The sequence below is a fragment of the Bartonella sp. AU15XJBT genome (assembly GCF_028618615.1).
In the GTDB taxonomy this organism is placed as follows: Bacteria; Pseudomonadota; Alphaproteobacteria; order Rhizobiales; family Rhizobiaceae; genus Bartonella.
In genome coordinates this window covers 39,930-61,628 of the sequence record NZ_JAQITG010000004.1, presented here as the reverse complement: position 1 = coordinate 61,628, position 21,699 = coordinate 39,930, and the positions used below count along the sequence as shown (strand labels likewise).

Below are 21,699 nucleotides of genomic sequence, written 5' to 3'. Positions count from 1 at the left end.
CTCTTGCACTTCTGTTGTGAAAATTTTAGGAAATGTGCATCAAATAAATGTTAAATGGCGGAGCGTAGCGCAGCCTGGTAGCGCACCTGATTTGGGATCAGGGGGTCGTAGGTTCGAATCCTATCGCTCCGACCATATTTGATAAGGTGTATAAGAATGACCCAGTTGGGTACGTGTGGTAAAAAACAATCATTCAAGCGTTGTGTAATCTGAAGGGAAAAGGCATGATCGCACGTATTTATAGTCCTGCTAAAACAGCTATGCAGTCGGGTAAGGGGAATACAGGCTTTTGGATTCTACAGTATGAGCCGATGAAAGCAAAAATGCTAGAGCCTCTTATGGGGTACACGGCAACATCTGATATGAATAGTCAAGTAAGAATCCGTTTTAATAGGAGAGAAGAAGCAATTGCTTTTGCACGCAAGAATGCTATTCCTTATCGTGTAGAAAAGACACATGCGTCGATTCGGCGTGCTGTTTCTTATTCTGATAATTTTCGCAGTGATCGGCAGCAATCTTGGACACATTGAGTTAAAGATGCTATTTTGAATTGAGAAAATAATCAGTTGGGTGTTGGGTCCCGTAGCTCAGCTGGATAGAGCAACGGCCTTCTAAGCCGTGGGTCACAGGTTCGAATCCTGTCGGGATCGCCATGTTTAAGAAAATTAATAGATAAAAAAATCGCGAGTTTCCTTTTGATTCTATTAGTTTATTCTTCTGTATACTCTGAGCTTTTTTGATATTTTTTTAATTGATGCTATTGCAGTTTTTTGTTGGCTGTTTGGGTATAAAATAATGCCATACTGTTTTCTGTCCAGCCAAAAAGTTCTTTAAGTTGTGATACGGTAGCTCCCGCATTTGCTTGCTGCGTATTGTTGATAATTTTTTCATCCATTGGCTTATTCTTTTAATGCAGTTGCATTCCATGCTTTAGAAAACAGATTGCCAAAACTTTTTTTGTGAGCTTCTTTCCATTTTGCTAAAAATGAATGTGCTTATAGTTTGACAGTAAGTTTTTCAGTAGTGGGAAGAGATGAGATTAGTTAGGAATACGTGATAATTTGTTGTTTTTATGTATAAAATTTAGCATTAAATGCGCGTTTTGTCAAAATAGATTTTGACACCTAAAATTGGAAAAAAAACGCAAAAAATAGCGAAAATTGGAATTTGAGCGTAAAAATGAGAAAAGGCTTTGAAAGGTCTTTGAAAATCCTTTGAAGATTTTTAAAAAGTCTGTGAAAGCCCATAAAACCGCCTTTGAAGACCCTTTGAAAAAAATAAATTGATGCAAAAACTGCTGTCAAATTGTGCAAAACCCGATGAGAAGCTACAATGCTATTTCTTAGATGAGGTTTAAGCATTGTAGTTAATGCCGGTAAAATTGCAAAAAATGTCTACCTTAAATTTTTTATGAATAATATTATTACGTTTTTCGGTATACTCTTTGGTAAGATTGGTTTTCAAGGCATGATAGATTCCGTTTAGAAGTGTTTTGTGGAACATTGAAGAATAAAAAAGGTATCTGTTTATGATGAGAGTTTAGAAACAACATCCCCTAAAGTAATGAAGGGTATCTTCTTGTATTGAAAGCTGTTCCTTATAAAGCTTTATGACTTTAGAGTTTTTTGTATAAAAAGATGCTGTGTGTCTGCTGCTCAGATAAGATATTGTTTTTTCAATGCTATTATACATTTATTGCCAATCTAATTTAATGTGGTTGTCACGGTTTCTCAGGGTAGTGCCATAGATTTCAGCAATGTTTATGGTTTTCTGAATTTTATGGGTTTAAGAGTTTATGTTGCATATTTATAGGTTATCTTGACATATCCCGTTTGAATTATAAGTGAAGATGAATTGTATCTCATAGTTAAGTTTTTAGATTTCGCATTTATATTTTCAAATGTTTTTCTTATTTCTTTATAGTTTGTACGTCGCGCGAGAGCTATTTTAGTATTTGATTACACTAAAATGTTATGCGATAAGATCTGATGTTCTAAATGCATACAATTTAAGGTGATCATTGTTTCAGTAAGAATATAGTGCAAAGAACAGAGTACCGTTGGATTGTATATTATGCGCTTGTTTTAAAGAGACAGCTCTTAAAACCCTCAAAAGCCCATTTTACGCCGGCGCTCGTGAATGGTATAATGACTAACATTGAGTACTACCATCTTTCCGCTTTTGAAGGAAGAAGCCGGCACATTATGGACTTTACCTATTTGCTAGTCACCAATGTTGCGATAGATCACAGCTTTCAGATCGTTATAGGCATTTTAGTGCTTTTTTGTACAATTTTTATCTCCATGCCAATCCTTCTTATGACATGCAAGAGAGATGGTTTTGATCGATTCAACATGGGAGAGGTTTGAAATGAGAGGACTTTACAATATTCGGATTTCTCATTCAACATCTCAAATAATAAAATATATTTATAAATCAATGTATTGAAAGAATAAAACTTGCTTTTGTCGTGTTTTTTACTCTTTTGAATATTTTAGACAACTTCTTATTGGTAAACTTAAAATACCGCTCTAAAAACCAAGTGTTTTACGTACCAAAGAGATTGTTGTTATATCTCTACTTATTTTGACAACAGCGGTGCCTCAATAGAGAAGAAAGAATCAAAAAAATAGGCGATAAATCAGAAGATAAACAAATTTTTTTAGAAAGGAATCCTATCTTTGTCGAAAGAATTTTACAATAAAACCTTCTAATCTGTCGTAACTGAAACTGTTGTTGCATTTATGATGCTTTCTAGATGGCTTATTCCGAGAGGTCTTATCAGAATCCAAAAAATATTAGAAATACCCTGTAGAACATGCCCTTTGGAGAATTTGCAAAATCCTATTCCCTAACCTTTATTTACGCCTCTCGTACTCTGAAAAGAATACGACAAATTACTACAATTATTTATGGTATAAAGTGCAAATGGTGGGCGTGACAGGGATTGAACCTGTGACCCCTACGATGTCAACGTAGTGCTCTCCCGCTGAGCTACACGCCCGTTCACCGATGTTGCATACACCACATAGAATGACAAACGTCAATGCTTAATTTCATTTTCTCTTACAACAGATGCAAATAACTTAGAAAAACATCTCTTTAAGCAGCAATAAGGATCTTTTCAACTTCATTGACGAGTTCACGTAAGTGAAATGGTTTAGAGAGAACCTTTGCATCAGGAGGAGCATCACTATTTGAATTGAGTGCAACCGCTGCAAAACCTGTAATGAACATTACGCGTAAATCGGGGTCAATCTCAGTAGCGCGTCGTGCAAGTTCGATTCCATCCATCTCCGGCATCACAATGTCAGTTAAGAGAAGAGAAAATGGTTCTTCTTGTAAACGTTCATATGCGCTAATACCATTATCGAAATCGGCGACTTCGTAGCCTGCACGTTCTAAGGCTTTTACAAGAAAGCGACGCATATCGTTATCATCTTCTGCGAGCAGGATTCGTTTCATGATTGTGTTCCAATGGCTCCGTTTGTCAGAATTTTTGCCGCATCAATTATACAATACAGAGTATTTATAAAAAAGATGGTAAAATACTCATAATTGAAATGAATGGCAAAATGGTTAATTCTTATATTCTTATTCAAAATACAACATATTCGTTGTGAGTTGGTTAAATTCGAAACATATGTGATTTTGAAAAAGAGAGGGTGATCTAAAACTTTTAAAGTGATTCATTGCTATTTTTTCTTTTAAATTTTCTGATTCTTATCAGAATTCCATTAAAAAAATTATAAAAACCATTATTGTGGGGATTGCTTATATCGAGAAATTAGCAGAATATTATGTTAATTTGTTGTTTTTAAAAGGTTATCCTAGAAAATAGAATTTCTATAGTTATTTGTTTTTATAGCGATTTGCAAATGAATATTATAAATGGTGTTTATTTTCAGATTTTTTCTATAAACGGATGAAAGCTACTATTTTTTAGATATACTATAAAATCATCCCTTAATAATATATCAAAAATAGTATTTTGATGTCTTATTTATAAAGATTCATATATGATGTATTAAGATAGTTTTTTATATTTATTTTATTAAATTATCTCATTTTATATTCATTATTTTTGTTAGGAGATATGATGAATATTTATTTTATGGCTTACCTGTAGAGTCTATAAAACGAATCATATGAGTGGTTAGAAGATGGAATCCATTATATAAGGAGTATTTATAGAATGGCGTTGCTCATAGAAATCTTTGTTTTTGGTGGAACGAAATAGACGTTAAGGTTTCGTATTATTTTATAGATACATTATCGGGGATAAATGCATCAAATGCAGCCCAAAATTGTTTTTTATAATCTTCGTTATACATGATTGTATCAAGTTCAGCGCCTGTAATGGTAATACTTTCTGCCAGACCTGTGTGTTGACATAATTGCCGGACCTCAATGTTGTTGGCAAGATTATTTTGATTGGCGAGAATAAAGAGTGTTGGGATTTGTAAATGTCCGTGGCGTATATTTTTCTTCACAGAATCAATCACATTAAATACCGATGCCATCCATCGAGATGTTGGGGCCTTAATGCCAGAGAGTGGCACTTGATGCATATGCCCCAATTGTATATTTTTTTGTTTTATTTTTTTTAATTTTTTCCCATCTTTCGCTGGTATAAAGCCAAGACCTATATCAGAAAGAAATTGTGTTAATTTACGTTGAAAACCATTCGTTTTATTGCCGAATGGAGCAAAAAGGGGAGAAACACAGAGCAATCTATTAAATTGATGATTAATGAGATCTAATCCGCTAAGTGCTATCAATCCACCCATACCATAGGCGAGCATAGAGTAAGGTGGTGGACAATTAGGATAAACAACATTTTTAAGAAATTCATCTAAATCATTAATATCATTATTTATATCAAAGTAATGATGTCGGCATTTTTTCTTGTCTTGAGGAATATTTTTTTTTGATCAAACCAGTCAAATATTGCTGTATGAAAACCGCGTTTAGAAATTTCATTTATGGGTAAAAAATATGTTTCTAAATCATTTGCATCGCTTTCAAGAATAATAATTGTTCCCTTAGATTTTTCCGCTTCAGGATATGTTATCGCAAAACGAATTTCGCGATCTATTGTTATTTTCAGGGTACCATGATGGATATTATGAGGAGTGGAACCCCAGTCTATGGGATAAAGAGGTGTTTTCAATTGATATCCTTTACAAGTGTATTTTTGCAACTTAGCGCACCATGAGATAATAAGAAGGCTTTGATATTTATGTAATGAAGAAGAAGGATTAAGAAAGGGGTATATTGTTTTTTAGATAGTTTTTGTCAATTCAGGCACAAAAGAGTTGAAATAAGGGAAAACGATTACCAGATAATACAATGTGGTTGCCATGATGGGGCCACGGGTTCACAAGTAAGTTTGCCATTTGGGAGCTTTGTGAATCAATCATAAATTGTAGTCGCTCTAAAGGAGGGCAGTATTATGCGTCAAGTAGATTTTTCACCATTTTATCGTTCCACAGTAGGTTTTGATCATCTTTTTAACTGGTTTGATTCTAGGACACAACCAGAAGAGGTTTCTTCTTATCCCCCATACAATATCGAGCGTTTAACCGAAGATTCTTATAGAATTTCTATGGCTGTTGCTGGTTTTTCTCAAGATGAAATTGATATTGAAACGCATTGTAACCAGTTGGTCGTTAAGGGAGATAGAAAGCCTGAAAAGGATGATGAAGAACGAGAGTTTCTTTATCGAGGTATTGCTTCGCGCGCTTTTGAGCGGCGTTTTCACTTGGCTGATCATGTGAAGGTTATTGGGGCAGAGCTTGGAGATGGGCTTCTCCATATTCAGCTTAGAAGGGAAATGCCAGCTGAATTAAAACCAAAGAAGATAACCGTGCAGACGTCACCATCCATTACAAAAAAAGGTAACAGCGACATTATAGCATAAAGAAAATTTAGAAAATATAAGAAGCAAATAATTATAAATTTTTTTAAAGAATAAAGTAACGCGAGGCAAAGGTCTCGCGTTTTCTATGAGCTCTTATGAGACTGAAGATGATACTCATAAAGACGGTTTTTTTTCAAATTAACGATAAAATATCTATTGCACATTATTCTACGTTGAAGAAAAAAACATGTATGTGCAATTGAAATAAAAAGAACTCTAAATAAGCTTATTTTATAACGTTTTAAAAATGGTCGGAGCGGCGGGATTTGAACCCACGACCCCTTGACCCCCAGTCAAGTGCGCTACCAAGCTGCGCTACGCTCCGAGTCCGTGTGAAACGATTAAATGACTGTTTCTTTAAAGGCAAGAGAAAAAATAAACAGAACAAAATCTAAAATGCTCTTACACTTACAGCTTTTGAAAGTGAAAAATTTTTTACCCAATCAATATATTGTTGTTCGTTCAAGATAAGTTACGAATCTGTACAATTCTTTGTTATCGTTAAATTTTGAGCTCTATAATCAATAGATCTTATCATTTAACTCCTTTTACAAATTGTGAAGGGGGAAGATTTGTGATTTTAGGGGTATGGGGGAAGGAGAGCACAATAAGTGCGGGAAGTATATTTTCTTTATCTCATAGGTCATTAAAAAATAAATATTTTCAAAAGGTTAGATTTGAATGTATGGCATTGAAACGTTTTCTTTCGTTTAGAGTTTTTATAGCAGAGGTATTTTGCGTTTTATGTGAACAAAAAATTGTAAATTCTAGATTGTACAATCAAAAACCTCATTTTATGAGGATGTATTTTTATCTCAATAAAAAGGTTAGGATGTTTTAATTTATGTCTTGTTGTTTTTCTTCTAAAATATCAGATAGAATATGGTAGAGAAAGGACGTTTAAAGTGTCTATTGAAACAAGAAATGAGTAAACGATGAGTCGTTTTTCGGTAATAAGTCTAACACAAGCCGCTGTGAATCGTGTTAAAGCGATTATGGATTCGAAAGATGCACGAGGTATTCTTGTTGGGATCAAAAAAGGCGGTTGTGCAGGAATGGAATATACAATTACTCTCGTCAAAGAAGAGGGAATAGACGCGGATGTTGTTGAAGTGAATGGTGCTCGTGTTTTTATAGCGCATGATGCGGTGTTATTTTTATTAGGAACACAGATGGATTATGAAGTAACAACGCTTCGTTCTGGTTTTGTTTTTAAAAATCCTAATCAAGTTTCAGCATGTGGGTGTGGCGAATCGGTAGAACTTCGTCCTGTTTCCCAAGATCAATATAAAACGAATCAAGCTTCGTGAAATTATCCAAGCTTAAAAAAATTATCATCGAGTAATTCTAGGAGGCTTATTTTTGGGGTAGAAGGATATTTTTTATCGTTCATTTTTAGCTTGTTTCCAAAGTGCTTCCATTTCATTTAAGGATGCCTCAGTGAGTGTTTTAGATTGAGTGGATAGCTTTTCTTCAATATAGGCAAAACGATTTCGGAATTTTATATTTGTTCTTTTTAATGCTTTTTGTGAATCAATCGCTAAGTGGCGTGCGAGATTAAGAAGAATAAAGTAGAGATCTCCAAACTCTGCTTCTATTTCTGAATTTTTTTTATTTTTGATGGCTTCTTTGAGCTCTTCAAGTTCTTCTTCTATTTTTGCAAGAACTTTATCACTTTCTTGCCAATCAAAACCCACTGTAGCTGCAGCTTCTTGTAGAGCAAGGGCCTCTTGGTTTGCTGGCTGGATTGGTTTTACTTTTGCAAGAATGCTTGAATTGTTGTTGTTTTCTTTGCACAATTTCTTTTGTTCAGCCTGTTCTTCTTTTTTTATATATTCCCACTCTTCTTTTATAAACCCTCGTTTTTTTTGCTCAGCATTTCCAAAAACGTGAGGATGGCGGCGAATCATTTTTGCAGTGATTGCATAAACAACATCTTCAAAAGTAAAGCTGCCTTCTTCTTGTGCAATGGTAGCAAGATAAACAACCTGTAAAAGGAGATCACCAAGTTCTTCACAGAGATCTTTTGTTTTTTTTCGTTCAATGGCATCGATGACTTCGTAAGCTTCTTCAAGTATATAGGGTATGAGAGATTCAAAAGTTTGTTTTTTATGCCAGAGACAACCACTATCAGGATTTCGTAATGCCGTGATAATTGCGGTGAGATCTTTGATATCTTTTGAGGCTAACATTTATACTTCCTCCGTAAGCAATAGAGCTTATGTTTAGATATCCCAACGTCTATGTAACCACATCCATTGTCCAGGATATTCACGGACCCAAGTTTCAACAATATCATTTAATTTTTGCACAGAAGCAGCTATATCGATATCGTTTTTTTCATCACGTGGAAGTTCTACATGTTCATATAATTCTAAACGATGGCGTCCTCCAGGGAGACGAATACAACGTGCTGGATAAATATCACAGTTATATTGTCGCGCAAGCTTTATAATTAAGGGATTTGTTTTAAGGGGTCTGTTAAAAAATGTTCCCATGATACCGCGGCGAAATTTTTGATCAACCAGCATACCAACATTTTCACCTTCTGCTAATTTGCCTGCTAATGCCCATGCTGCACCAGCTTTGGAGGGAACAAGATGTCCCATAGAAGTTTGTCGTGCTTTAAGGACTCGTTTGGCAACATAAGGGTTATTGGGGGGTCTAAATAATACCGTAACATTCAGATCAAAACTTTGTGCGCAAATAGGCAGAAGTTCAAAATTTCCAGTATGCGCTGTGAAAAAAATATGTGGCTTTTTTTCATTTTTTAATCGCTCAAAGATTTCAATGCCTTTAACTTCAATAAAACCTGGCTCGTCCGCATGAGGATCAAAATCAAAAATTTTATCAAGAAAAATATATTCGGCTAGGAAGCGCCCTATATTTTCCCACATTTCTATTGCAATCGCATAGCGTTCTTGCTCTGTTTTTTCTGGATATGCGCTCCTAAGATTTGCAAGTGTTATTTGATGACGATGGATCAGGGGACCAATTTTTTTTGCCAACCAAGAAAAAAAAGAAATTCCCATTTGGGCTGGAAAGCATTTTAAAATAAATAAAGAACTAAAGAGCAGATATGCCCACAACAAGTAGGATATTTTTTTAGCTATAATTTTAATACGATAGATGAGATTTTTAAGAGAAAGCTTCATTATGATTTAATTGATTTTAAGAATAATTTTACCAAAAACATCACGGCTCTCCATTCGGTTTAAAGCTGTATCCATTTCATCAAGTCCAACAATCGTATCAATGACAGGGTGTACAGCTTTTTGTGCCATTTTTTGCATGGCATTTTTCATATTTTCCATACGGCAGCCAAATGAACCAAATATTTTAAGTTGTTGCTGGAATAATTGCATGAGATTTATAGAGGCTGAAACACCAGAGGTAGAACCGCAAGTCACTAAGCGTGCTCCTTTTTTCATACACAACAGAGAACCATTCCATGTATCGGCACCAACATGCTCAAAAACAACGTCAACACCTTTTTTTTGAGTTAATTTACGTACCACACCTTCAAAACGATCTTTACGATAATTAATCACATGATCTGCTCCAAGAGAGTGTGCTTTTGCAATTTTTTCATCTGAACCTACCGTCGTGATAACAGTACAGCCCATATGTTTTGCAAGTTGAATGGCGGCAGAGCCAATACCGGAACCACCTGCTTGTATCAGGATTATTTCTCCTGCTTGTAGTTTTGCGTTATCGAAAAGCATATGTTCTACGGTACCAAAAGTAATGGGAGCAACAGCGGCTTGGAATTCATCACATTGGGGAGGGGCTGGAACCAATAAACGTGCTGGCAAATTGACAAACTCACAAGCAAAACCATCAAGATGAAAACCGTAGACTCCCTTTACAGCCGTACAAAGATTATCTTGTCCTTCATGACAAGCTTGGCATACTCCGCAGGTTTGTGCACCATAAAGTGAGACAATCTGTCCAAGTTGGAGATTTTCAACGCTATCTCCTACTTTTATAACCTCACCGGAAGCTTCGGCACCAATAATGAGGGGCATTTTTCTTTTCGCAAAGGCCATGCCACGCCAGCCCCATACATCAATATGATTAAGAGCAACAGCTTTTATCCGCACTGTTACTTCATCGGGAAGTGGAGATGGTGGTGGTGCAATATTGGTAATTTCAAGCTGGCGTTCATTTAGCAATTGTAGCGCACGCATTATTATTCCCCTTCAATTGATAATTGCTATTGCTTTAGTACGATTAACTTTGGTCAGTATGGAAAAAATTATCCTTTATAGGCTGTGATAACAAGACTCGTATTTTGACCACCAAATCCAAATGAGTTTGACAAAACCGCATTGACATTGGCTTTACGGCTATGATGAGGAACAACGTCTAAAGGGATAGAAGGGTCAGGATTATCGTAATTTATTGTAGGTGGAAGTATCCCCGATTGAATGGTCAAAAGCGAAAAAACGGCTTCTATGGCACCAGCAGCAGTTAAGGTATGCCCAATCATTGATTTATTAGAAGAAACTGGAATATGCTTTAGAATGTCACCAAAGACTGTCGATAACGCAAGATATTCCATTTTCTCATTTTCAGGTGTGGAGGTTCCGTGGGCATTAATATAGTCAATTTCATGGATGGTGATTTGTGCATCATTTAAGGCTTTGCGAACGGATCCAATGGCTGGTGATGCGTCGGGTTTTGAACGTGTACGGTGAAAATCATCAGCTGTTTCTCCACAACCTGCTAAAATTCCTAAAATTGTAGCATTACGGTTTAATGCGCTTTGAAGAGATTCAAGAACAAAAGCTCCGGAGCCTTCTGCCATAACAAATCCATCTCTGTCTCGGCTGAAAGGTTTTGCTGCTTTTTCTGCGGGTTCATTCTGAGTGGAAAGAGCAGATAGTAATGAAAAACGAATGAGAGATTCTGCTGAAACTGATCCATCTGTCGCAATGGTGAGAGCGCGATTTGTTTCTCCTCGTCGAATAGATTCAACACCTAATTGAATTGCTGTTGCACCAGATGCACAAGCCGTGGAAAGTGTAACGGGAAGCCCTTTTGTGCCAAACGTTTTTTGCAGTTTTTCTGCAATTGCACCAAATTGTGTGGTTTCAAAAAGTGTCTCATGGGGTTTATGCTGACAGATTTTAAGAAGATGTGCATAAGAAGGCTCATTATTGAAGTCTTCCTCTTGATCAAGACTAAAACGTGCTTGCCATTCAAGTTCAACAGGAGGCGCAGCTAGAAAGAGAGGTCCATTAAAATTTGTTTTATCAAGAGCAGCTTGTTCTAAAGCTTCTTCAGCAGAAAGATGTGCAAGCTTTTGAGAAAGAGCCGAAGCACCAAGCCTACTTTCTTCAAGAAAATCAATTGTTCCAGCAATATATGTATTTAATCCCTCAACGGGAAAACGTGTTATTTTGTGGATACCACTTACGCCGCTTGTTAATTTTTGCCAATTTTCATGTTTTCCTTGTCCTAGTGATGTGACAACGCCTGCTCCAGTTATCGCTACAAGTGGACGTCCAAAATGATCATGATATTTCACGATAGAAATTCCCCTTCAAACAGCCGTAAGACGTACGATACCTTCAGCCCTTTTTATACCAATCGTTGTGACAAATATTTCATGTACTTCTTTTAAAAAAGGTTTTTCATGAGGACTTAACGCTGGAAAACAATGTTTTTTTTCAATTGAAAGTGCTGCAAGAGCAAGTGCTAAAGGAAATTGTGCTTCTCGCATATAACCGAATAATGTTGTAATACCGCGGTAAGATAAATCAGCATCATCAAGAGCATCTTGTTCTGCTTTTGTTGCCTTGTGAGCACCAGAGGCTGCTGAAATGGCTAAGGAAGCTTTAGCACCCGCCGTTTTTAACATTGTTGCAATTGATTTCTTAAGCGGCGTTTTGGTTCTATCTGTTTGATCTGTAATAATTTGGCTAATTTCAGCATAAGCACGTGCGTTACGTTTCTTTGCATGTTCTCCACTTTCAAGAACCAAAAATACACCACCAGAACCGGTGATAATACCACCACCAGGGTGAATTGCACGATCCCACACTGAACTCCATCCATTATGGGTTAAAAGTCCTCCAAGCTCATGGGCCAACAACATATCATAACTTTGTGCATTATAGGAACTTCCGACAAGAGCATGGGTACTTTGTCCTGATTTAATGCGGGCTACAGCAATTTGAAGTGCAGAAAGTCCACTGCCTTCTTCTCCCATAAATGTGCGGGATGACCCAGTGACTTTATGAACGATTGAAATGTTTCCCGCCAGAAGATTTGAAAGTTGAGCCAAAAATAATGTTGGACGAAGTTCAGTTGAAAGCGCAACATTTAACATAGAAGCATGATCGGTGATTGCTCGCGCTTTAGAAAGAATCTGTGTATCAACAATAATATCACGTTCTCCTCCACTTGCTGCTACGATCATGTCCATTGTTGACGTGAATTGTTCATTATTTTTCATGCCAGCATCATCAAGAGCAAGACCAGCTGCATAGGTACCAAGACGTTGCCATGTGCCCATTTGCCGTTGATCACTTTTTTTGGGAATTTGTAAACTCCAATCAACTTCAGGCAATTTATGAACTGTGTAGGGCGAAAAAGTTGTACAATCTAGGTTTGGTGTACAGATTGGATCATTTAAGAGATTCCAATGTTGATCAGTTCCTTCCCCCAGAGAGCTTATGAGGCCTATACCGGTGATGAATACAGATTGCTCATGCATAGTGAAAAAATTACTCCGCCTGTTTTAAGGCAACGAGATCATCAATTTTTGCACAAAGGTTTTTAAGAACAAAGTATTCTTCTGTAGCAACTGTACCTTCATTGACTTCTTGCGTCCATTGTTCCAGAGGAACTTTTATTCCGAAAGCTTTATCAATAGCGAAAACAATATCAAGAAAATCAAGACTGTCGATTCCTAAATCATCAATTGTATGACTTTCAGGTGTGATGGTATTGCGATCAATTTCACTGATTTCTGCAATAATATCAGCAACTTTATCAAACGTGGAAGGCAATGTACGGATTCCTTATTATAGCGTTAGTAAATTCAAAATACATTTAATATTACCCTTCTAGCCTTTTTTCTCTTTAAAAAAAAGCCTTAATCCAGAATATAATTGTCTTTTCTATAGAGAAAAGAGCTTTACAGTACGTGAAATACTATACCTCAATATTTAAAAAACTTTGAAGTTTTATTGCACATTTATTTTACGATTCCATTTTTTCTATTTGCTGCAAGAACGGCAAGGGCTGTTATATTAACAACGCCTCGTGAAGTTACTGAAGGCGTTAGTATATGGGCGGGACGTGCTGCCCCAATTAAGATAGGACCAACATGAAGTGCATTTGTGAGACTTTTAACAGTGTTGAGCGTGATGTTGGCTGAATCAAGAGTTGGAAAGATAAGCAAATTTGCTTCACTTTTGAGACGAGAATCGGGAAAAACACGATCACGAAAAACTTTCGAAAGGGCAGCATCACCGTGCATTTCACCATCTGCTTCTAAATGAGGGTATTCTTTGGCAAGAATTTCTGTTGCACGGCGCATTTTACGCGCACTTTCTGTGTTTTTAGAACCAAAATTTGAGTGTGATAATAAGGCTGCTTTGGGTGTTATTCCAAATGCTTCAACTTCTTGAGCTGCCAATACAGTCATTTCAGCGATTTCTTCGGCAGAGGGATTTTCGTTGACGTAAGTATCTGTGAGAAAAAGAGTACGCTGTTGAGAGATAAGCAAACTCATAGCAGAAAAACGATGAACATGAGGATCAAGTCCAATAATTTGCTCAATCAATTCAAGTTGACGTTCAAAACGTCCTTCTAAGCCGCAAATCATCGCATCTGCTTCTTCACGCATGACAGCAAGGGCAGCAATAGCGGTTGTTGATGTTCTAACGATTGTTTTTGCCATTTCAGGCGTAACGCCACGTCTTCCTGTATAATGAAAAAATAAATTAACATAATCACGAAAACGTGGATCATCTTCAGGGTTTGTTAATTCAAAATCTATATTAGGGCGAATTTTCAAACCAAAGCGTTTTAATCTTGCTTCTACGACGTGTGGACGGCCGATAAGGAGAGGTATTGCTGTTTGTTCTTCAATGACAACTTGTGCTGCACGAAGGACGCGTTCATCTTCACCATTGGCATAGATAACACGTTTACGTTTTGCGGTTTTTGCTGCAGCAAAAACAGGTTTCATTGTTAGACCAGAAAGAAAGACAAATCGATTGAGGATATCATGGTAGGCTTCCATATCTTCAATGGGACGAAGTGCGACACCCGTTGCCATTGCTGCTTTAGCAACAGCGGGAGCAATACGCAGTATTAAACGCGGATCAAAAGGAGAGGGGATCAGATAGTCTGGCCCAAAATTAGGCGGTTCTTTTGAGTATGCACGTGCTACAACATCTGAAGTTTCTTCACGCGCAAGGGCAGCAATTGCATGAACAGCAGCCATTTTCATTGCTTCATTAATTGCAGTAGCACCTACGTCTAACGCACCACGGAAGATATAGGGAAAACAAAGGACATTATTAACTTGATTGGGATAATCAGAGCGCCCTGTGCAGATCATTGCATCGGGTCGTATAGAATGTGCTTCTTCAGGCATAATTTCTGGTACTGGATTAGCCAGCGCTAAAATTAATGGATTTTGAGCCATTCTTTTAAGATATTCAGGCTTTAAAACACCACCTGCCGATAGGCCTAGAAAAATATCCGCATCATCAATAATATCGGATAAAGTTCGTGCGTCAGTTTTTTGTGCATAAGTGACTTTCCAACGATCCATAAGGGTCTTGCGACCTTCATAAACAACGCCCTCTAAGTCACTAAGCCAAATATTTTCAACTTTTGCTCCAAGACGGACCAAAAGATTAAGACAAGCTAGGGCGGCAGCACCTGCACCTGAAGTAACTATTTTTGCATTTTCAATTTTTTTTCCTGAAAGATTTAAGGCATTTAAGACAGCTGCAGAAACAATAATGGCCGTTCCATGTTGGTCATCATGAAAAACTGGAATATTCATCTTAGCGCGCAGCTTTTCTTCGATTTCAAAACATTCAGGAGCTTTAATATCCTCAAGATTAATACCACCAAATGTAGGTTCTAAGGTGGATACCGTTTGTACCATTTGCTCTATATCGGATGCATCAATTTCAATATCAAAAACATCAATATTCGCAAATTTTTTAAATAAAACGGCTTTGCCTTCCATAACTGGCTTTGAAGCGAGTGGGCCAATGTTTCCTAAACCAAGAACAGCCGTTCCATTTGATATAACAGCGACTAAATTAGAACGAGATGTATATTGAGCAGCAAGATTGGGATCTTCATGAATTGCAAGACATGGTGCTGCAACGCCTGGGGAATAAGCAAGAGCTAAATCACGTTGATTATCAAGAGGTTTTGTTGCTTGTATTTCCAATTTTCCAGGTTTGGGGTGTTGGTGATAAAAAAGTGCAGCATTGTCAAGTTCAGCTATTGGTGAACTGAAATTATTATTTCGTTCTCTAGACATTTTTATGATATCCAAGTTAGTGTATGTTTATATGAGTGTTCCATCTACAATAAGGTTTTGTCCACTAATAGATCCTCATTTCTCTGAATATCAAAATGCATGAGCATGAGCAAATTCTTCTGGATCGTAAAACCAGGTTGATGTTTCTTTTCGTTTGTGCGCATGAATAATTTCATTGATAGCAGCACATTTGTTTTTCTTATCCTTAATAAAATGCGTAAAAATTAATTAGTCTACAAACAAATAAAATACTTAAGAATGATTACATTACCAAGCCATTATTTTTTTTGCAATGCTTACAAAATAAGGAAAGAACAGAAGAGCTTTTACTGTTCATTTCATTCGCTTTTTATAAAATATATATTTTATTTAAAGTTCTATACGTAGGTAGAAGAATTTTAGAACAATAATTTGAAAATTATAAACTGTTTGTTCAGCTATTTACAAGGAGATGGGAACGTTAAAAATGGAATTTGTGTTGTTTATTGTTCAATTGAATTGTTAATCGTTTAGAGCTGTATTTTTTATATACTGACAAGTATGTGTTTTAATAAACGAAGCTGTCATTGGAAAAGTTGTCATTGCGCATTTGACATATGAAGTTCATATATCCCATATAACGCGTTACTTTATACTTTATAATAAAAAAATATTTACTTACATATTTCAAGCGAGAGTAATATGTGGATAAAAAACCTTTAAGAAAAGAATAGAGATATTTTTTACATAAAAAGTACGAAAAAATTTTGTGAGTTAGCAAATAAAATAATATTACTGGTTTTGTGCCTTTATGAAACTACGAAAAATAAAAGGATTACGAGAAGGATAAAGCAGTAGAAAATATGCTTTATCATTTTTAGAATGATAGGCTGTTTGATAGTTATTATGCTTTCTTTAAGCTTATCGCTTAGGCTATCAAAAGAACACATGCCAATCATCAGTCTTTGAAGTACAAAGTTTTAAGTTGATTGCAAAGCACACTATGATAAAAAATTAAGACAACTGGAGGGAGAAAAAGTGGAAAAATATTTTTTCCACTTTTCTCATTGCCTATTGGATTCGGCCACTTGCATGAGCAAGCATGGTATAAACTTTCCCTGTATCTGATATCAGATATTTGCGGACTGAGTTGGAGGAACCAGAGCTACGCGATATATCACGCAAGAGCTTTTCAAAATCCGTAACATATTGATTTACTGAACGTTTAAACTCAAAATCGCTCATGTATTTTTTCTTAATCATTTCAAATATCGTTTTTCCATTTGAGGTATAAAGGTGTTCTATTACGATATTTTTTTGTCCACGTTGATAATGATCCCATAGCTCAACAATGGCATTGTGATTAATCGCTTGCACTATACCTGATGCTAATGAGTTAAGAGAACTGTTTGCAGGACGTGGTTTTGTTTGCACGGATGTTAAAACAGCATCATTTGGGGTTTCATCATAAAATGTTTCATCACGTGAAGCTCTTTCTAAGAGATTTGATACCCATTTATTGGGTCTTTTTTTGCTTTGATCTTGTTGCAAAACAGGTTTAGGGGGTATGATCTTTTTAATGGACTCAGAGGAATTTTCATTTCTCTTATTAAGCATTGATGATGTAGGAAATGCCGATATTAACTGTTCTTTTGCGCTCTTTTGATCATTTTGTATAACACTGACGAGATCTTTTAATGCTGTAATTTGTTCATTCAAAGCCGTACGAATTGTTTGCGTTGTTTCTTTTGTTTTTTCTGGAAGCTTTTTAGCATTTTCATGAATGTCATTATTAATCTTTGAAAGCTCTAAACGAACTTCATCCGCAGAGCGACGTATATCTTCTGCTGCTCCTGAAAAACGCGTTGACGCCTCATTAATAAGCTTATTAAGGGATTGTTGGAATGAATCTGTGGCGTTACGCGCATTCTTATCAGAGCGTTCAAGGGCTAAGTTGAAGATTTTTTCATAATGCTCAATCATTTGATTAATTTCATGAGACTTTGAAACAAGAGCATCGCTTAATACAGAAAGCGTATTATGTTTTTCTTCAAGTGTTGCACTCAGTGAATTTTCAGACTGTTCAAGAACGTGAATAGTTTGGGAAAGTGTTTTTGCATGTTCACCAAAACTGCTCGTTATATGATTAATTTGTTCAAAGGTATTTTTTGAGAGTCCTTGCAGAATTTCAACATTATTATTGAGTGCTTGATTTGAGGCTGATAAACGCTCTGCTACTCGGTTTGTGTTGCGGAAAAAATTGTTCGTAGTCTCATTAAACTGACCGTCAATATTTTGAACAGCCGATAATAAAACATTATTATTTTCCTGGAAGTTGTAAATTGATTGATTCAACTGTTTTAAGATGGATGAGACATTATTAACAAGCTCTTCCTTCATAGCCGTTACTGTTTGCAGTGTTTCAGAGTTCGCTTTGTTCAAGCTATTCACTAAAGATTCATTATGTGCATAAATTCTCTGTTCAGCATCTTGTGTGGAGAGAGAGAGTTGTTCACCGATATGCTGCGTTAAAGAATCTATTGACTCTGTCGTACTTTGCGCTGCTTGATTTAAGTGATTTGTCAGCTCTGTTATTTTTCCAACATGTTCTGAAATTTGTATAGCTGTCTGATTCTTTGCGTCTTCCAGACGACTTGTTACATCAGAGAGCTGATATCCTAAATTGTTTTTAAGATTTTGCATAGAGTCATGAAGAACATCACAACGTTCGTTAAGGACTTGCTCTATTGCTGTTGTTGATGTGTGAATTGTTTCATTCAATAATGCTTGTGCATTATGGCTGGCTGTTGCGAAAGCTTCTACAGTATGTGCTGTTTGTTCAGACAGAACGGACAGAACTTTTTCACTGGTATCATAAACTGTTTTTTTAACGTTTGATACAATGCGATTGCCTGACTCTGAGAGAATATTTTCAGCTTGTGCGGCAACATTCGTAACAGATGAGAGAATTTGTTCACTCGTAGAAGAAAGAATATCAGAAGCTTTTATAATCTTGTTATGCAGATTATCTGTAACTGTATTAACAGAATCTTCTAAGCTAACACGCATATTATCAACACTGCTTTCCAGCGTTTGTTGAATTATCTGACTTTGCTCATTATTAAGCATGAGAGACGCCTTTAAAGTGTCAGAACGTTCCTCAATAACAGATGTTTGCATATCAATGGCTTCACAGACTTGGCTAAATTTTTCAGATAATGTTTCCTCTAGCGTTGTTGTCCGTTCAAGAATTTTGTGTGCACGATCTTCTAGATTTGTATCGAATGATTCCATACGTGTTTCAAGGGTTTCAAAGAAAACACCACTCGATTGAGAGAGAGTATTCTTTAAAATTTCGGCATGGCTTTCAAGGTTTTTGATATGATCTTGAACTGTTTCAGTAATGTTTTTATTATTGGCGGCAATTGCACTCTCAACTAAATCTATTTGTTGTTTCAATACAACATCGACACGTATATCACTTTTTGCGATGAGATCATGGATTGTTTCCATGCGTTGCTCGAGTGTACGTGCTTGATCAGCAAGAACTTCATTGAGAGAAAAGCTATTAATTGCTAAAGAGTCACGCAGAGCATCGGCACGGATATCAATATTTCTCGCTTGTGCTTCTAAAGCATCTTGGGTTGTATTGCAGCTTTGTACAATGACTTCTTGTAGTTTGTCAGTGCATTGAATGATATTTGCAATATGGCTTTCAGCTTGTTTATCAACGACTTGAGCATTGTCAGTCAAAACTTTCTCAATATGAGAAGTATTTTGGGCCAAGACATCAATCTGATTTCTTAATGCATCAGCGATTTTATTCTTCTCGTTATCGAGCATGTCTGCCATGAGAGATCGTTGATCAGAAAGTTGCAATTTAAAATCTTGTGAACGTTCTTGTATGATATCAACAATGGCATTGTCGATATGTTGAATTTCTTCTCTCAGATTTTCTTGACTTTTATCAATTGCAGATAGAATAGCTTCACGTCCATTTGTAAATGCATGGGTAATGTCTGCTGTTTTTTCTTGGAGATTTTCATTTATTTTCAAGACATGAGCTTCCAAGAAGTTACCAAGTTTTTCAGCATTATCCTCTAAAGCCTGACTGCTTTCTATAAAGGAATTAATGATGGAGTTACTGTGTTCTTTAAGAGAAAGATCAACAGTTGCTAAACGTTGTTCAAAGGCTCCAATTGCTTGCGAGGTTACGTTATCAAATTTAGAAGAGAGTTTATGTGCTTGGTCGTCGAGCTTTAAGATCTTCTCATCAAAATTCTGTAGAGATTGATTATTGCGATCAATAAGAGCTTTATCCAGGGCTTTAAACTTTTCATCGACAGTGTGCAGAGTTTGATCTGTTACTGCTTGCATATGTGTTGCAATTTTAGCAACATGCGCTTCCGCTTTTACTGCTGTTTCATTAAAGGCTTTTTCTATTTGTTTCTCATTATGATCAAACCGTTTTGCAAAACCATCAAAGTTTTTTCCTAATTCATCGAAAAATTTTGTGTTTTTCTGCTGAATTTGTGTTGTTGTTTCATTAAATTTTGTAACAAGCTGATTTGTTACACCATCACCGGCATAGGAAAGTTTTGCAACAAGGTCTTCACCTTGTTTTTGTAAAGTTTGAGAAAGGGTTTGTGCAAGCTTTTCAACATTGGTTACAATTCTAGAGGTAACCAAGCCAAATTCATCGCTTAGTTGTTCCTGGGTTCCTTTAATTGTTGATTGTACGCGATCGGCGTGATTTAAAATGGCTATGCGTTCATTACTCAATTCTTTGATGAGTGTATGAATGCGTGATTCATTCTCAGCATAGGCTTGTTCTAGGTTGTGAACTTCACCTTGTATGATTGCTTCAAGTTCAACAGCACGTCCGAGGGTACGCTCAATACCTTCGTTCATTGCCGCTACTTCTTCACGAATGGTTTGCCCGATAGCAATAGCTTGTTTTTCAGATAATTGTTGTGGTTCACTAAGGCGCTGTGCAGCATTTGTCATAAGAAGAGCAATATTATGCAATTCGTTCGAACGTTTTGTTAATTGAGCAACGCCCCAAGATATAAGGATAGGAATTGCTGTTCCGGCTGCTACAGCGAGCCCTGTCGGAGATGTCACAAAAGTGCTGATATGAGATAAGGAGCTCAGTCCGCTAGGAGCGAGCTTATGCGCAATAAAGGCTCCTCCCGTTGCCCATAAAGCACTAAGCGCTGTTGTATACCAGTAGACTCGAGAAGAAGAACGTTGCTTTAAGAGTCCAAAATTTACAGGGGTTGTTATATCATCATTTGCAGGAAGAAGTTTTGTCGACAACAATGTATTGTGGACCGTTCCCCCTGAAATCTCAGGTGAAGGTTTTGGAGCAAAAAGCTGGCCAACAACAGATTTGTCAATAACAGCGTCATCATGAATATTAGAGACAAAAGTTGAAGGACCGTTTTCAGCAAAAAACTCTTCTTCTGCCATTGCAATTTTTTGAATCAAATCATCGACATTAACAATATTTTCAGAATTATTGGATGATATCGTTTCCAATACTGTGTCATCGAAATCAAAGTTCATCGCTTTTGTGAGGGCTTCTTCAACTTCAACTTCAAATGTTTGCAATTTGGTTCTGCGTGCCATACTCGCCTCGTACTCTTACAGACGGAAAAAAAGGGATACGTCCTCTTCTACATAATTCCCGCATACTAGCTGTTAATTATTTAGAAAGGAATATGCTGAGGGGAAAAATTTGAAAACTTATCAAAATAAAGTTAACGCGGTATCTTACGCTCTGTTTAAAAATGTTATAAAATATAGTAAAAACAATTTATTATTTGATCCGACAAATAACAAAAATACTGTTTACAACTTGTGCTTATAAAAAGCTTTATCAACCTATTTTCTTTAAGATAAGGACAATTTAATGGCAGTTATATATTAATGTTAAAAAAACAGTGTGGTGCGAATGCGTTTTTTGAATATCGATGATCGATAAATATTGTTGTCCGCTACTTTTATTGATTCCAAACGAAGGGGACTTATCATCTCGTCTATAATAGCTTAGGATGTATAAAAATCTGTCTCTTAAATTGTAAGTTCATAAAAAAGTAAACGTGGAAAAATTTTGAATTTAATGATAGCTTTTCATAAGTTGTACTTTAATTATTACCTTAAAGGGCGGTTTTTTCTCTAATTTCAGTTGTTTGTTGCTAAAATTTGAAGCTTCTACGTTGACAATTGAATATTTTTCAGTCGATATGCATGCACGAATATTTTATGC

The 21,699-nt window shown here is 36.3% G+C and carries 13 protein-coding genes, 4 tRNA genes and 1 pseudogene; 5 read left to right on the top strand and 13 right to left on the bottom strand.

From position 1 onward, the window contains the following. Positions 1 to 58: 58 nt before the first annotated feature. The 3 genes from PVV57_RS03230 to PVV57_RS03220 all read left to right on the top strand — a co-directional run bounded on the left by PVV57_RS03230 (position 59) and on the right by PVV57_RS03220 (position 653). Positions 59 to 135: transfer RNA gene (locus PVV57_RS03230), tRNA-Pro, on the top strand. An 89-nt stretch (positions 136 to 224) separates the two neighbouring features. After that, the gene (locus PVV57_RS03225) at positions 225 to 530 is read left to right on the top strand and encodes an ETC complex I subunit (RefSeq protein ID WP_273783447.1); all 306 of its coding nucleotides are present in this window, start codon (positions 225 to 227) and stop codon (positions 528 to 530) included. A 46-nt stretch (positions 531 to 576) separates the two neighbouring features. After that, a tRNA-Arg gene (locus PVV57_RS03220) sits at positions 577 to 653 on the top strand. Positions 654 to 757: 104 nt separating this feature from the next. On the opposite strand, the gene PVV57_RS03215 is transcribed toward PVV57_RS03220, so the two are convergent. From PVV57_RS03215 to PVV57_RS03200, 4 genes and pseudogenes are all read right to left on the bottom strand, one after another. Continuing rightward, complete coding sequence (locus PVV57_RS03215) at positions 758 to 895, bottom strand: hypothetical protein (protein WP_273718034.1); 138 nt, start codon at positions 893 to 895, stop codon at positions 758 to 760. A gap of 2,034 nt (positions 896 to 2,929) precedes the next feature. Further along, positions 2,930 to 3,004, bottom strand: a tRNA-Val gene (locus tag PVV57_RS03210). Between the two features lie 98 nt (positions 3,005 to 3,102). Then, the gene (gene cpdR, locus PVV57_RS03205; protein WP_005773448.1) at positions 3,103 to 3,465 is read right to left on the bottom strand and encodes a cell cycle two-component system response regulator CpdR; all 363 of its coding nucleotides are present in this window, start codon (positions 3,463 to 3,465) and stop codon (positions 3,103 to 3,105) included. Between the two features lie 791 nt (positions 3,466 to 4,256). Beyond that, positions 4,257 to 5,173, bottom strand: a pseudogene (locus PVV57_RS03200) (serine aminopeptidase domain-containing protein). 282 nt (positions 5,174 to 5,455) lie between these two features. On the opposite strand from PVV57_RS03200, the gene PVV57_RS03195 reads away from it, so the two are divergent. Then, positions 5,456 to 5,923, top strand: coding sequence for an Hsp20 family protein (locus tag PVV57_RS03195; RefSeq protein WP_273718038.1), 468 nt, complete (start codon positions 5,456 to 5,458; stop codon positions 5,921 to 5,923). 248 nt (positions 5,924 to 6,171) lie between these two features. Here PVV57_RS03195 and PVV57_RS03190 read toward each other — a convergent pair. Continuing rightward, positions 6,172 to 6,248 (bottom strand) — tRNA-Pro (locus PVV57_RS03190). Positions 6,249 to 6,858: 610 nt separating this feature from the next. Here PVV57_RS03190 and PVV57_RS03185 point away from each other — a divergent pair. Continuing rightward, on the top strand, positions 6,859 to 7,233 hold the full coding sequence (locus PVV57_RS03185; protein ID WP_273718040.1) for an iron-sulfur cluster assembly accessory protein: 375 nt from the start codon (positions 6,859 to 6,861) through the stop codon (positions 7,231 to 7,233). Between the two features lie 72 nt (positions 7,234 to 7,305). Here PVV57_RS03185 and mazG read toward each other — a convergent pair whose 3' ends face one another. The 8 genes from mazG to PVV57_RS03145 all read right to left on the bottom strand — a co-directional run bounded on the left by mazG (position 7,306) and on the right by PVV57_RS03145 (position 21,059). Then, a complete protein-coding gene (gene mazG / locus PVV57_RS03180) occupies positions 7,306 to 8,115 on the bottom strand; it encodes a nucleoside triphosphate pyrophosphohydrolase (protein ID WP_273718042.1) in 810 nt (269 codons plus the stop codon). A gap of 33 nt (positions 8,116 to 8,148) precedes the next feature. Beyond that, the gene (locus tag PVV57_RS03175; protein ID WP_273718044.1) at positions 8,149 to 9,078 is read right to left on the bottom strand and encodes a lipid A biosynthesis lauroyl acyltransferase; all 930 of its coding nucleotides are present in this window, start codon (positions 9,076 to 9,078) and stop codon (positions 8,149 to 8,151) included. 6 nt (positions 9,079 to 9,084) lie between these two features. Further along, complete coding sequence (locus PVV57_RS03170; RefSeq protein ID WP_273718046.1) at positions 9,085 to 10,113, bottom strand: zinc-binding dehydrogenase; 1,029 nt, start codon at positions 10,111 to 10,113, stop codon at positions 9,085 to 9,087. Between the two features lie 68 nt (positions 10,114 to 10,181). Beyond that, the gene (locus PVV57_RS03165; protein ID WP_273718048.1) at positions 10,182 to 11,456 is read right to left on the bottom strand and encodes a beta-ketoacyl-ACP synthase; all 1,275 of its coding nucleotides are present in this window, start codon (positions 11,454 to 11,456) and stop codon (positions 10,182 to 10,184) included. A gap of 15 nt (positions 11,457 to 11,471) precedes the next feature. Then, positions 11,472 to 12,647, bottom strand: a complete 1,176-nt coding sequence (locus PVV57_RS03160) for a beta-ketoacyl-ACP synthase (protein ID WP_273718050.1) — start codon at positions 12,645 to 12,647, stop codon at positions 11,472 to 11,474. 10 nt (positions 12,648 to 12,657) lie between these two features. Further along, complete coding sequence (locus tag PVV57_RS03155) at positions 12,658 to 12,942, bottom strand: acyl carrier protein (protein ID WP_005773457.1); 285 nt, start codon at positions 12,940 to 12,942, stop codon at positions 12,658 to 12,660. A gap of 188 nt (positions 12,943 to 13,130) precedes the next feature. Then, the gene (locus PVV57_RS03150; protein WP_273718056.1) at positions 13,131 to 15,449 is read right to left on the bottom strand and encodes an NADP-dependent malic enzyme; all 2,319 of its coding nucleotides are present in this window, start codon (positions 15,447 to 15,449) and stop codon (positions 13,131 to 13,133) included. A 1,050-nt stretch (positions 15,450 to 16,499) separates the two neighbouring features. Continuing rightward, positions 16,500 to 21,059 (bottom strand): hypothetical protein, encoded by a 4,560-nt coding sequence (locus PVV57_RS03145; protein WP_273783445.1) that lies wholly within the window; start codon positions 21,057 to 21,059, stop codon positions 16,500 to 16,502. Positions 21,060 to 21,699: the final 640 nt, after the last annotated feature.